This window comes from Streptomyces sp. NPDC057654, from assembly GCF_042800135.1.
GTDB lineage: Bacteria > Actinomycetota > Actinomycetes > Streptomycetales > Streptomycetaceae > Streptomyces.
In genome coordinates this window covers 1-12212 of the sequence record NZ_JBHVHQ010000177.1, presented here as the reverse complement: position 1 = coordinate 12212, position 12212 = coordinate 1, and the positions used below count along the sequence as shown (strand labels likewise).

Sequence of the window (12212 nt, the reverse complement as noted above, 5' to 3'; positions counted from 1 at the left end):
GCCCTGACGCGGTCGGTTCGCGACCGTGCCGGGCCCCTCGGCCGAGTGCTGTGCGTGCTGTGAACAAAGTCAGTAAGAGGCTCAGTAGTGGACGCGGCGGTTCTCCGGGGTCTGGCGGTAGCGGATGCTCCACTGGTTGCGGCGGACGTAGGTGCGCTGGAGCCAGCGGTCCGCGCCGTCGTAGCGGGCGGTGAACTGGGTACGGGCGTGCAGCCCCTTGCGATTGTTGATCAATAGCGCCTCGCCGGGCCGCAGGAAGACCTCGTGGGCGACCTCGCGGCAGGCCGACTGCACCCGGTCGAGCGCCGCCTGCGCCGCACTGGTCATGGCCCGCACCCCGTTGGCCGAGGAGGAGATCTCCGGGGTGCCCTCGGGGCCGCTGATGATCGCCACGGGATCGGAGAGCACCTCGGCGTCGCCGGCCACGTCGCGTACGTAACTCCCCGGCGCGTTCAGCCGGAACAGCGGGCTCCGCAGCAGTTCCAGGGTCCGGTCGTCGAGGACCCGGACGATGTCCCGGGCATCCGCGTAATGGGTGGCGGCGATGCCCTCATGGTCGGCGCGCAGGCAGCTCAGGACGAGGAAATCGGGGTTGCTGACGTCATAGCGGCCGATGAGGTCGTGAACGATGTCGTTGTGGAAGTTGAGGAAGACGGTGGAGCCCTGGTTGGTCTGGGTCATGGCGCCGCCGGGCACCGGGATGACGTCGTGGACCAACTGCCCGTTCTTCTCGGTGAGGAAGCCGACCGGTTCGCCCAGCAGCCCCGACAGCGCCAGCAGCACGCCCTCGGCCACGAAGGTGGGCTTGTCTCGGGCGGGCCCGCCGTCGTTCGGCGTCTTCGGCAGGCGCTCGTCGACGGGGAGGTTGCGGATGTAGCCGACGCCTGGGGTGTCGGTGTGCCGGCCGAAGTCGAGGATCTGCTGGAGCAGGTCGACCGGCAGGGTGGCGAAGATCTGGTGGTAGCGGGCCATCGCGTGGTCTATGCGGTCGTTCGGATCGGGTTCGGCCGCCAGTTGCCGGCCGATGGCGTCGCGCACCGCGTCCGGCAGCACCATGCGCCCGAGGGTCTGGACGGGCCGTTGCGCGGCGGCGGCCGGACGGCTGTTCGAAGTGGTCGGGGCGGTCGGGCGGTTGTCGACGACGGGCGTGCTCATGGCGGTACTCCTTCGGTGTAGGTGCTCGGTGGCAGGACGTGTGCTGGACGGTTTTCAGAGGGGCCGGATGCCTTCGCGCGGTACGGGCAGCGAGTCGTGCAGCTTCTGGGCGAGTTCCTGGGCCTCGGTGTCGTCGGCGGCGATATGGGTGGTCACGCGGCTGCCGGTGATCTCGGCCACGGGGATGCCCACCAGCCGCGACTCGGGCAATCCGTGCTGCCGCTGGAAGTGGTCGAGATCGAGGTAGCCGCCGATCAGGGCGAGGTGCGGGCCGTCCTCCAGCCGCACGGTGTCCACACCCTGTGCGTGGAAGAGGCTGTGCGCCCGGTCGGCGTCCGCCGCGTCGGCGTAGGCCAGTACGCGCGAGTGCCGGTTGAGGATCACCGCGGCGGCGGGGGCGCCTTCCGCGCCGATGACGGTGCCCTCCTCGAAGGGGGCCCGGTTGCGCCGGCAGACGAGGGTGATGCCGTGCTTCTTGGCGGTCCGCACGGCCCGGCGGTGCAGCACCTTCGCGCCGTGCAGCGACATCAGCGAGGCGGCGTCGTAGGCCATCTGCCGCAGCAGCCGCACCCCGGTGACCAGGTTGGGGTCGGCGCTGTAGACGCCGTCCACGTCCGAGTGGATCTCGCACCGGTCGGCGCCGACGGCCGCGGCGACGAGGACCGCCGAGAGGTCCGAGCTGTTCTTGCCGAGCCAGGTGGGCCGGCCCTCGGCGTCGGCGGCCTGCCCGCCGGGCACCACCACGATGTCGTGGTCCTCCAGCGCCTGCCGCAGCGGCCGCGGGTCGAGGTCGCGGACCTTCGCCCACATGTAGGTGCTGTCGGTGGTCAGGCCCAGCTGGTGGCCCGCGAGGACGGTGGCCTTGAGGCCCTGCTGGTGGAGCGCGGTGGTCAGGAGGTGGGCGCTGACGGTGTCGGCGAGGGTCAGCAGTCCGGCGACGCTCGCGTCCTCGGGGTGCTCGTCGATCTGGTGGAGCCGTTCGCGCAGCCGCTCCGTCTCGCCCGGCATGGCGCTGACCACGACGGCCAGCGGCCGCTGCTCGCTCGCCCGGCGCGCGGCGAGCGCCTGCGCGAGCTCCGGGTACGAGTGGTGGGTGGCGAAGGTGGAGCCGCCGAACTTGAGGGTGATGGGGGTGGTGTTCACAGGGGTCCTGTCGTTCGCGGCGGTGCTGTCGTTCGCAGCGGTCTCGGCGGATGCGGCGGTCTCAGCGGATGCGGCGGCGGTCTCGGCGGGTTTGGCGGTCTCGGCGGGTTTGGCGGTCACAGCACACCTCGCTCGACGAGTGCCTCGGCGATCTGGAGGGCGTTGAGCGCCGCCCCGATGCGCACGTTGTCCGCCACCGCCCAGAGCCAGAAGGCGCGGGGGTTGGTGCGGCTGATGCGGACGCGTCCGACGTGGACGCGGTTCGGGTCGCCCGCGGTGCGCGGCGTGGGGAAGGCTCCGAGCTCCTCCCGGTCGTGGACGGTGACGTCGTCGAGCGCGGCCAGGGCCCGTATCAGCTCGTCGCGGTCGACCGGGCCGTCGCACTCGATCCAGGCGGCCTCCGAGTGGCTGTTGACGACGGGGACGCGGACGCAGGTGGCGGTGATGTCGAGATGGGGCAGGCCGAGGATCTTTCGGGACTCCTGGAGCATCTTCTGCTCCTCGAAGGTGAATCCGTCGTCCAGTTTCCGGTCGATGCTGGGGATGACGTCGAAGGCCAGCGAGGGGCTGAAGGTCTTCGAGACGCCGGGGCTGTCGGCGTCGGCGAGGACGGCGCGGGCGCCTTCGCGGAGCTCGTCGATGCCGGAGTAGCCGGCGCCGGAGGCGGCCTGGTACGTGCTGACGACGGCCTGTCGGATGCCCCAGCGGTCCTCCACGGCACGGAGCAGCCGCACCAGCGGGATGGTGGAGCAGTTGGGGTTGGCGATGACGCCGCTGACCGGGCGTTTCTCCAGTTCGTGGGCGTTGACTTGAGGGACGACCAGGGGGGTGTCCGGGTCCATCCGGAAGGCGCTGGTGTTGTCGATGACCAGCGCCCCCTGGGCCACGGCCTTGGGCACCCAGGTGGTGGAGACGGAACCGCCGGCGGAGAAGAAGGCCACGTCGACGGCGGAGAAGTCGAAGCCGTCCAGGTCGTGCACCCGGTAGGAGCGGCCCTCAACGGACACCTCGCGGCCGGCGGAGCGGGCGGAGGCGACGAGGTCGATGGAGCGGTAGCGGAAGCCGCGTTCCCGGATGAGCTGGATCAGGGTGGTGCCGACGACGCCGGTGGCGCCGACGAGCGCGATGCGGGGTGCGGTGGAGTCGTTGACGAGCGGCATGGTGTCCTCCTCGGACTGCGACTGCGGTGCGTGGGGGCGGTGGTTCCTTTTCTGACGTTCTGACGGTGGTGCGTTGGGGCGGTGTGGGGCGTTGGGGCGGTGGGGCTGTTGGACGGTGCGGCGTTGGGGACCGCCGGGGCCTTTCAGACCCCACGGCCCCGCAGGGCCGCCCTTCTCAGACGTCGGTGCGCTTCGTGTTCGTGGTGCCGGGGGCCTGGAGGGCCTTGGAGGCGGCGGGGACGTAGCCGACCGGGGTGCGGCGCAGCCGGGGGTGCCAGCCGAGGTTGATGCCGAGCGAGGCGCCGACGATGAGCGGGATGCCCAGGGCCTGGACCCAGCTGATGTGGTGCCCGTAGACGGCCCAGTCGGCGACCATGGCGGCGGCCGGGTAGATGAAGGCCAGGACGGCGATCTTCGAGGTGGGCAGCTTCTGGTAGGCGGAGTACATCAGGACGTACATGACGCCGGTGTGGATGAGGCCGAGGCCCACCAGCCAGGCCCAGCCGCTGCCGAAGTGCGCGCTCTCGCTCAGGGTGGCGAAGGGGAGCAGCAGCGGGATGCCGAGGACGACCTGGACGAGGGCGATCAGGTGCGGCTTGACGCCGGTGACGCGCTTGGTGATGACGGTGGACAGGCCGTAGAAGAGGGCCGCCAGGAGCGCGTAGCCGAGGCCGATCATGTACGTGCTGCCGCCCTTGAGGTCGGACGAGGAGACGCCGGCGACCAGGATGAGCCCGATGAACGCGACGGCCAGCCAGCCGGCCTTGTGTGCCGTGATCTTGTCGCGGAACAGGATGGCGCCCAGGAGGACCACGAAGAACGGTTGTGTGTGGTAGACGACGGTGGCCACCGAGATGGATGTGGCCTGGTAGGACTCGAAGAGGAACGCCCAGTTGAAGACGATGAACACGCCGCCGAGCGCGGCGAGTCCGAGCTTCTTGGGGGTGAAGCCGTGGTTCTTGAAGAGGCCGCGGATCAGGCAGTAGAGGCCGAGGAAAACGGCGCCGAAGACGCAGCGGAAGAAGACCACGTTGAACGGGGAGGCGCCGGACTGCACGACGAAGACGCCGAGGGTGCCGGAGAGGAGCATCGCGGCGGTGAGCTGGATGGCTCCGCGCGATTCCTTGTTCGCCGGGGCCGTGGCGGGCGCGGCCGCCGGCGCCGATGTGGCCGATGAGGCCGCGGGGGCGGATACCGCCGGCGCCGGTGCGGACGGCGTCGCTGCCGTCGCCGCGGAGGGCGTTGTTGACGTGCTCATGCCATGCTCCTTCTCTGGGGGTGATACGAGTGGGGGAACAGCGGGTTTCAGGGGTGGTGCGGTACCGGCCCGGCGAGCGTTGCACCACTCGCCTGACGCGTCATCACATTTCTTACCTGCGCGTTCAGTACGCGGGAATGGCGTAGTGCAGGCCGCCGTCGAGCCACAGCGCGTTCAGCCCGCGCGGCACGGCCAGGCCGGACGCCGGCCCGAGGTTGCGCTCGTAGATGTCGCCGTACGTGCCCACGGCCCGCAGCACGCGGCTCGCCCAGCCGTCGTCGAGGCCGAGCCCGGGGCCCAGCGCGTCGGCCGTACGGGCCGCCTCCCGCGCCGCGCTCGCGGCGGTCTCCGCGCCCTCGGCGCCATGCGCCGCGTACTCGGCGGTCAGCAGGAACTGGAACACCCAGCGGCAGATCCGGAACCACCCCGCGTCGTCGTCCCGCACGGCCAGCGCCATCGGCTCCCGCGAGATCGTCGTCTCCAGCAGCGAGTGCGCCGAGGGGTCGGCGAGTTCGGCGCGGGCCCCGGCCAGGGCGATGCGGTCCAGTACGTACGCCGCGCAGTCGCCCGCCGCGTACGCGGCCAGCGCCTCCCCCGGCGTCGGGTGGGCCACGGGCTCGACACTCAGGCCGCGCGCCCCGTACCAGGCAGCCAGGTTGGCCGCGCTGGTGGTGCCGGCCTGCACCGCGAGCCGCTTGCCGGCCAGGTCGGCCGGGTCCGTGAACCCGCTGGCCGCACGGACCAGGAAGCCCTCGCCGTCGTAGCAGGTGACCCCGGCGAACAGCACCGGACCGCCCGTCTCCCGGCCGAGCGTCCAGGACAGATTGCAGGTCACCAGGTCCGCCTCGCCCTCCGCCAGCCGCTCCAGCCGCTCGGCCGGATCGGTCGGCAGCCAGGTCACGGCGTCGGCGTCGCCCAGTACCGCGGCGGCCACCGCCCGGCTGACGTCGACGTCCAGGCCGCGCCAGCGCCCGTCGGGGTCCCGCGCGGAGAGCCCGCGGATGCCCCGGCTGACGACGGCCCGCAGCCGCCCCTCGCGGCGGACGCGCTCCACGGTGGCGACGGCCGAGGCCGCGGACCGCTCACCCGCTATGTCCGTACTCATCAGCGTCGCGCTCACAGCAGACTCCTCACAGCGGGTCCGACCAACTGCTCGCGGTCGAAGCGGCGTTCGTTGTAGCCGAGCATGTCGATCAGGCCGCGGGCGCTCACCGGCCGCCGGTCGCCGCCGGTGTCCGCGACCGGCATGGCCCCGGGGTTCGACCAGCGCAGGTCGCCGCCCGGCTCGATGCCGGCCCGCGAGCGGTTGGCGTTGTCGCGGTGCAGGCAGTACGGCACGTCGAGGTGGCCGCGGGCGAAGGCGTTCACCAGCGCCGCGCCGACGTCGTCGCCGAACTGGAGGGTCGAGGCGATCAGCATCCGCGCCTCCTCGTAGACGCCGGTCCGGGCCGCCGCGGCGACCGGCCGGGGGTTTCGCGCCTCGTCCTCGGCGACCGCCGCCGCGAACTCCAGCGCGTCCACGTTCTCCGCGATCGTCGGGATGCGGTGCGCCTCCACCGCCGTCTTCACGATCAGCCGCTCGGTGCCGCTGCTCACGGCGAGCCGCGCGCTGTCCTCCAGCATCCGGAAGGCCCCGATGACGGTGCGCGGGAAGACGCCCATGTACGTGTAGAGGACCACGTGCCAGTCCACCGGCCCCAGCCACTCCGCGGCGAGGCTGCGGAGCGCGGCGAGCGCCTCCAGGTCCTGGTCCGGGTGGGTCTGCTGGGCGTAGCTGACGGAGAGGGAGCGCACCCCGTGCTCCCGGAAGAACATGGCCTCCAGGACGCTGAGCGCGACCAGCAGGCTGGGCGGGCAGAGCTGGCCGAGCATGCAGCCGCCGAAGGTCTCCAGGTGGACCGGTTCCGGCTGGTCGGCCAGGATGCGGCAGCACTCCTCCCACGCGGCGGTCGCCTCGGGCAGCGGCACCCGGCTGTAGGGCAGGCAGTACGAGACCGGTCCGCCCTCCGTGGCGTCCGCGCCGGACTCGACCAGCGCCCGGAACAATTCCTGCGGCAGCGCGGAGCCGTGCCGGAACTGCACGGGGAAGTCCTCCCCCGCCACGCCGTCCAGCAGTTCCCGCGTCGTGTCCCTGCCGTGCGCCACGACGGGGAAGCCGTTGAGGTCGTCGCCGTCGCGCAGCGCCCGCCGGGCCGCGTCGTGGTCGTTGACGCGGGTGTAGCTGTCGACGGTGACCGTGCCGATGGTGGCGCCGCGGGCGGTCTTCACCGCTTCCAGCCCCGACCGCATCGCCGCCGTGTCCGCGAACCCCATGCGGGGCTGCACGACCAGCCGGCCCCGCTCGCTGTTGCGCCGCACGAAGCGGGAGAAACGGCCCTGCGGGGCGCCCTGTCCTACGGGCTCCGCGCCGGGAATCGTCGCCGTGACGCCATTCATTTCACACCTCCTTCGCCTGCGGCCGCCAGCTCACGCCGGTGGGAATTGTTTTCCAGGGCACCGAGAAAAGAATCAAATTCAGCGAGTCCGGCCTCGGACTCGAAGGCCGCGTCGTAACCGGCGTCCACCAGTTCGGCGCTGAACTGCGCATTGGCCGCCCCGCGCACGCCGAGCTTTCCGCCGATGACGACGCGGAGATCGGCGAGTTCGGCATCGGACCGGATCTTACGGATAAGACGGAGCCCGTCCAGGTGGCCGTGGCCGTTGACGGTGCTCACCACCAAGGCATCAGGTCTGGCGAGCCGGCATTCGGCGAGGATGACCTCGTCCGGAACGCAGGCACCGAGATTGATCACCTCCCCTCCCCGTTCTTCCAGCAAAAGCTGGAGAAAGACCAGGTTCCACATATGGGCATCTGATGACACGCTCGTGACGACGAATCGTCCGGTGCGTGCCAGGGATATCGTTTCCATTTTGAATCCCTGCCTCGGTAACTCCGACACAGATGAAGTTACGGGCCGCGGGACCCCCGGGTCCACGATCGCCTGGGGGACAGAAACGATGCCCCTATCGGTTCAGCCGATCGCGCAGGTCAGGGGCGGTGCGAAGGGGGCTGCGACGGGGTGCGGGAAGGGGGATTTCCAGGGGCCGCGCCCCTTGCCCGCCTCACTCGCCCTTGAGGACTCCCCTGAGACCGCTGTTGCCGCTGAGGATGCCGCCGTCCACGGGGAGGGTGACACCGGTGATCCAGGATGCGTCCCGCGAGGCGAGGAAGGCAACCGCCGCCGCGATGTCCTCCGGCTCGCCGACCCGGCCGAGCGGATAGAGCAGGGCCGCCCGCTCCAACACGTCCTCGCGCCCCCGCCAGTTGGGGGTGCGGACCGTGCCCGGCGCCACGAGGTTGACCCGCACCCCGCGCGCCGCCGACCGCCCCGCCAGGGTGCGCGTCAGGCTCGCCAGGCCCGCCTTCGCGGCGCTGTAGGCGTGGTTGCCGAAGTCCTGCTCGCCGTTGACGGAACCGACGTTGACGATCGCGCCCCGGCCGTCCGCAGCGGCCAGGTGCGGCATCGCGGCGCGGGCGCAGCGGAACGCGCCGGTCAGGGTGGTGTCCAGGTCCCGCTGCCAGTGCTCCTCGTCCTCGTCCTCGATGAGCGGGGCGTCCGGATGGCAGGACATGGCGTTGTTGACCAGCACGTCGAGCCGCCCGAACCGCTCCACCGCGTACGCGACCGCCGCGTCCACCGCCGCCTGGTCGCCCACGTCGCAGGCCAGCGCCTCGGCGTCGGCGCCGGTCGCGCGGAGCGCGGTGGCCGCGTCCTTCGCCCGTACGCCGTCGAGGTCGGTGAGCAGGACGCCGGCGCCTTCGGCGGCGAAGCGGGCGGCGGTGGCGGCGCCGATGCCGCGACCGGCGCCGGTGACGATGACTGCGTATCCCTCGAACCGTTGCACCGCGGGCTCCTTTGGCTGGAGTGTCCTCAAACGCCGGACGGGCTGGAAAGTACGGGTGTCATCTATAGCAACGGTACGGAGGCGCTACGGCTGGGCCGCCGAAGACGCCGCCACCGCTCGTACCAACGCCTGGGCGCGCGGGTCCGCCGTGATGTTCTGCTGCATGCCCGCGGTGACGTAGCCGAAGGCTATGGAGGATTCGGGGTCGGCGAAGGCGAGGGAGCCGCCGCGGCCGGGGTGGCCGAAGGAGCCGGGGGACAGCAGGGGGCAGGCCGGGCCGTGCAGCATGTGGCCGAGGCCGAAGCGGGTGTTCACGACGAGGACGCGGTCCGGGCCCGCGGACTCCTCCGTACGGGCCAGGGTGAGCGTCGCGGGCGCGAACAGCCGGGCCCGGCCGTCGACTTGGCCGATGAGCGCCGCGTAGAAGCGCGCCAGCGCCTCGGCGGTGGCGACGCCCGCGGAGGCGGGCAGTTCGGCGGCGCTGTAGGCGGGGTCGTTCTCGTCCGGCGCCGGATCGATGGCGCCGAAGGCCCGGCGGGTGAGCGAGCCCGGGTCGCCGTACGCGTCGGCGACCGACTTCTTGGGCCGCACGCGCAGCCCCTGCGAGGCCGGCGGGACCGGCGCTTCGACGGGGGCCAGCCGGCCGACCCGCCCCCGCTCCCCCTCCGGCAGCCCGACCCACAGGTCGAGGCCGAGCGGCCCGGCTATCTCGTCGGCTATCCAGCCGCCGATGGTCCGGCCGGTGACGCGCCGTACGAGCTCGCCGATCAGCCAGCTGTACGTCTGGGCGTGGTAGCCGTGCGCCGTGCCGGGCTCCCAGGCCGGGGCCTGGGCGGCGACGGCGCGCGGGCCGCTGACGCCGTCGACGGCCTCGGCGAGGGTGAGCGGGCGGTCGAGCACGGGCAGCCCGGCGCGGTGCGCGAGCAGGTGGCGTACGAGCACCCGCTCCTTGCCGTTCTCCTTGAACTCGGGCCAGTACCGGCCCACCGGCGCGTCCAGGTCGACGAGTCCGCGCTGGTGCAGCAGGAGCGGCACGGCGGCGGCGACGCCCTTGGTGGCGGACCGCACGACCTGCGCGGTGCCCCGCTCCCACGGCGCGCCGTCCGGCCCGGCGTCGGCGTCCCGCGCCCCGCCCCACAGCTCCACGACCTTGCGGCCGTCCCGGTAGACGGCGACCGCGGCGCCCCGTTCGCCGCGCCGCGCGAAGTTCGCCGCGAAGGCGTCCCGGACCGGTTCGAAACCGTCCGCCACCGTGCCCTGGACGTCCACCACTGAACCGCACTCCCACTTGTGCCCGTGCCGGCCCCCGCACCTGCCGTGCGGGTACCGCGTGTACCGATTGCTTCTGATTGCACTTATTGCACCTCCATGGTGCAACGCGCCCGCCGCTCCTCGCGGACCGGGGTCAGCGCATCGGCACGGTAACCGAACGCGGGTCGAATCCGAAGGGCAGTTCCAAGCGGTGGGCGCGCATCAGGGCGTCGTCGCAGAGCAGCTCCTGGGTGACTCCGTCGGCCGCGATGACGCCGTCGCTGAGGACGGCCGCGCGGGGGCACAGCTCCAGCGCGTACGGCAGGTCGTGCGTGACCATCAGCACGGTGACGTCCAACGACCGCAGGATGTCGGCGAGTTCGCGGCGGGCGGCCGGGTCGAGGTTGGAGGACGGCTCGTCGAGCACGAGGATCTCCGGCTCCATGGCGAGCACCGTCGCGACCGCCACGCGCCGCCGCTGCCCGTACGAGAGGTGGTGCGGCGGCCGGGCGGCGAAGGCGGCCATGCCGACGCGTTCCAGCGCCCGTACGACCCTGGCCTCCAGCTCCGGGCCGCGCAGCCCGGCCGCGGCGGGGCCGAACGCGACGTCCTCGCGGACCGTCGGCATGAAGAGCTGGTCGTCGGGGTCCTGGAAGACGATGCCGACCCGGCGGCGGATCTCGGCGAGATTCCGCTTCTCGACGGGCAGGCCCGCGACGCGCACGGTCCCGGCGCCCGCGTCGAGGATGCCGTTCAGGTGCAGTACGAGGGTGGTCTTGCCCGCGCCGTTCGGCCCGAGCAGCGCGAGGCGCTCGCCGCGGGCGACCGTCAGGTCGACGCCGAACAGGGCCTGGTGGCCGTCCGGGTAGGCGAAGGCGAGCCCGGACACTTCGAGAGACGGGATCGCTGTCGGGTCAGGGTCCATATCCATCCCATGTCCATCCGCTCAGGCAGACCGCGAGCGCGGCGAGGGGCAGTACGGCGGCGCGCGCCCATTGCGCGCGCGTCGCGGCGATTTCGTCGATCACCGGCATGGCCCCCGCGTAGCCGCGGCTGACCATGGCCAGATGCACGCGTTCGCCGCGCTCGTACGAGCGGATGAAGAGCGCCCCGGCGGACTTGCCCAGCACCCCCCAGTGGCGCACGCCGCGCGGCGTCCAGCCGCGCGATTCGCGGGCGACGCGCATCCGGCGCATCTCGTCCGTGATGACGTCGCCGTAGCGGATCATGAAGGTCGCGATCTGTACGAGCAGCGGCGGCAGCCGCAGCCGCTGGAGCCCGAGCAGCAGGGCGCGCAGCTCGGTGGTCGCGGCGAGGAGTACGGACGCGGCGACGCCGAGCGTCCCCTTGGCGAGGATGTTCCACGCGCCCCACAGTCCGGACTCGCTGAGCGACAGCCCGAGTACGTGCACCCGTGCGCCCTGAGCGAGGAACGGCATCAGCACCGCGAACGCCACGAACGGCGCCTCGATCAGCAGCCGCTTGAGGAGGAAGCCGGGCGGCACGCGTGCCGCCGCCGCGACGGCCGCGAGCAGCAGCGCGTACAGGGCGAACGCCCAGAGCGCGGTGCGCGGCGTCGAGACGACGACGAGCACGAAGCAGAAGCCGGCCGCGATCTTGCAGTGCGGCGGGAGGAGGTGCACGGGCGAGTCCCCGTGCCGGTAGAGCCGGTGCGCGTGGCCCGCGCCCATGTCAGGCGGTCCCTCGCTCGCGGACCTCGGCGGCGGGGGCGGTGGCCGCGTCGCGCGTACGACGGCGGTGGACGGTCCAGGCGACCCCGGTGCCGACGACGAGGGTCGCCCCGACCCCGATCACCCCCGCGAGCCCCCCGGCCAGCCGGACGTTGGAGACGTCCTTGACCTGGTAGTCGGCGAGCGGGGAGCCCTTCGCCGCGTGGTCCTCCGCCTTCCGGTCGATCCCCTTGTCATGCGCCACCTTCTCCAGCCCGTCGGGGCTGGCGGAGGCGTAGTAGCTCCCGAACCCGGCCAGGGCGAGCGCGGCGACGAGCCCGACGAGCTTGAGGCGGCGGGCGGAACGGGCGGGGGCCGGGGGTGCGTCGGCGGCGGATGAGACGGCGGGGGCCGGGTCCACACCGGAGGTCTGACCGGCGCCCACGCCCGTACGAGCGTCAACGGCCGGACGCGGATCGGCACCAGCGCCCGTACGAGCAGCAGCGCCCGAGCCGACGGCCGGCTCCGGGCCGGTACCCGCGCCCGTACCGGCGCCGACGTCCGTACCGGCGGCCGCGCCCGACTCGGCGCCCGCTCCCCTGCCGGCGGGGGTGTCTGGCGACGAGCCCGGGCCCGAGCCGGCCGGGGACACTGTGCCGACCGGCGCGACCGTGCTCGCCGGCGAGGCCC

General features: G+C 72.6%; 12 protein-coding genes. All 12 read right to left on the bottom strand.

The genetic code is table 11. From position 1 onward, the window contains the following. Positions 1-81: 81 nt before the first annotated feature. On the bottom strand, positions 82-1155 hold the full coding sequence (locus tag ACFU99_RS16185) for a TauD/TfdA family dioxygenase (RefSeq protein ID WP_384391733.1): 1074 nt from the start codon (positions 1153-1155) through the stop codon (positions 82-84). A 54-nt stretch (positions 1156-1209) separates the two neighbouring features. After that, positions 1210-2418: an aspartate kinase gene (locus tag ACFU99_RS16180; RefSeq protein WP_384391731.1), complete on the bottom strand. Its 1209-nt coding sequence runs from the start codon at positions 2416-2418 to the stop codon at positions 1210-1212. Next, positions 2415-3458 carry an aspartate-semialdehyde dehydrogenase gene (locus ACFU99_RS16175; protein WP_384391728.1) on the bottom strand — a complete coding sequence of 348 codons (1044 nt, stop codon included), beginning with the start codon at positions 3456-3458 and terminating at the stop codon, positions 2415-2417. Before ACFU99_RS16175 ends, ACFU99_RS16180 begins: the two co-directional genes overlap by 4 nt. Positions 3459-3633: 175 nt before the next feature. After that, the gene (locus tag ACFU99_RS16170; protein ID WP_384391725.1) at positions 3634-4716 is read right to left on the bottom strand and encodes a DMT family transporter; all 1083 of its coding nucleotides are present in this window, start codon (positions 4714-4716) and stop codon (positions 3634-3636) included. A gap of 124 nt (positions 4717-4840) precedes the next feature. Next, positions 4841-5836 (bottom strand): transporter substrate-binding domain-containing protein, encoded by a 996-nt coding sequence (locus tag ACFU99_RS16165; protein ID WP_384391722.1) that lies wholly within the window; start codon positions 5834-5836, stop codon positions 4841-4843. Continuing rightward, positions 5833-7152, bottom strand: a complete 1320-nt coding sequence (locus tag ACFU99_RS16160) for a methylaspartate mutase (RefSeq protein WP_384391719.1) — start codon at positions 7150-7152, stop codon at positions 5833-5835. Before ACFU99_RS16160 ends, ACFU99_RS16165 begins: the two co-directional genes overlap by 4 nt. Further along, the gene (locus tag ACFU99_RS16155; RefSeq protein ID WP_384391717.1) at positions 7149-7625 is read right to left on the bottom strand and encodes a cobalamin B12-binding domain-containing protein; all 477 of its coding nucleotides are present in this window, start codon (positions 7623-7625) and stop codon (positions 7149-7151) included. Before ACFU99_RS16155 ends, ACFU99_RS16160 begins: the two co-directional genes overlap by 4 nt. Before the next feature lie 193 nt (positions 7626-7818). After that, positions 7819-8601 (bottom strand): SDR family NAD(P)-dependent oxidoreductase, encoded by a 783-nt coding sequence (locus tag ACFU99_RS16150; RefSeq protein WP_384391713.1) that lies wholly within the window; start codon positions 8599-8601, stop codon positions 7819-7821. Positions 8602-8685: 84 nt separating this feature from the next. Then, entirely contained in the window at positions 8686-9873 is a 1188-nt protein-coding gene (locus tag ACFU99_RS16145) for a serine hydrolase domain-containing protein (protein ID WP_384391710.1), read from the bottom strand. Between the two features lie 133 nt (positions 9874-10006). Next, positions 10007-10783 (bottom strand): energy-coupling factor ABC transporter ATP-binding protein, encoded by a 777-nt coding sequence (locus ACFU99_RS16140; protein WP_384391707.1) that lies wholly within the window; start codon positions 10781-10783, stop codon positions 10007-10009. Further along, a complete protein-coding gene (gene cbiQ / locus ACFU99_RS16135) occupies positions 10767-11543 on the bottom strand; it encodes a cobalt ECF transporter T component CbiQ (RefSeq protein ID WP_384391705.1) in 777 nt (258 codons plus the stop codon). The genes ACFU99_RS16140 and cbiQ overlap by 17 nt, the downstream gene beginning before the upstream one ends. A 1-nt stretch (position 11544) precedes the next feature. Then, a partial coding sequence (locus ACFU99_RS16130; protein WP_384391702.1) for a PDGLE domain-containing protein occupies positions 11545-12212 on the bottom strand: 668 nt, incomplete at its 5' end.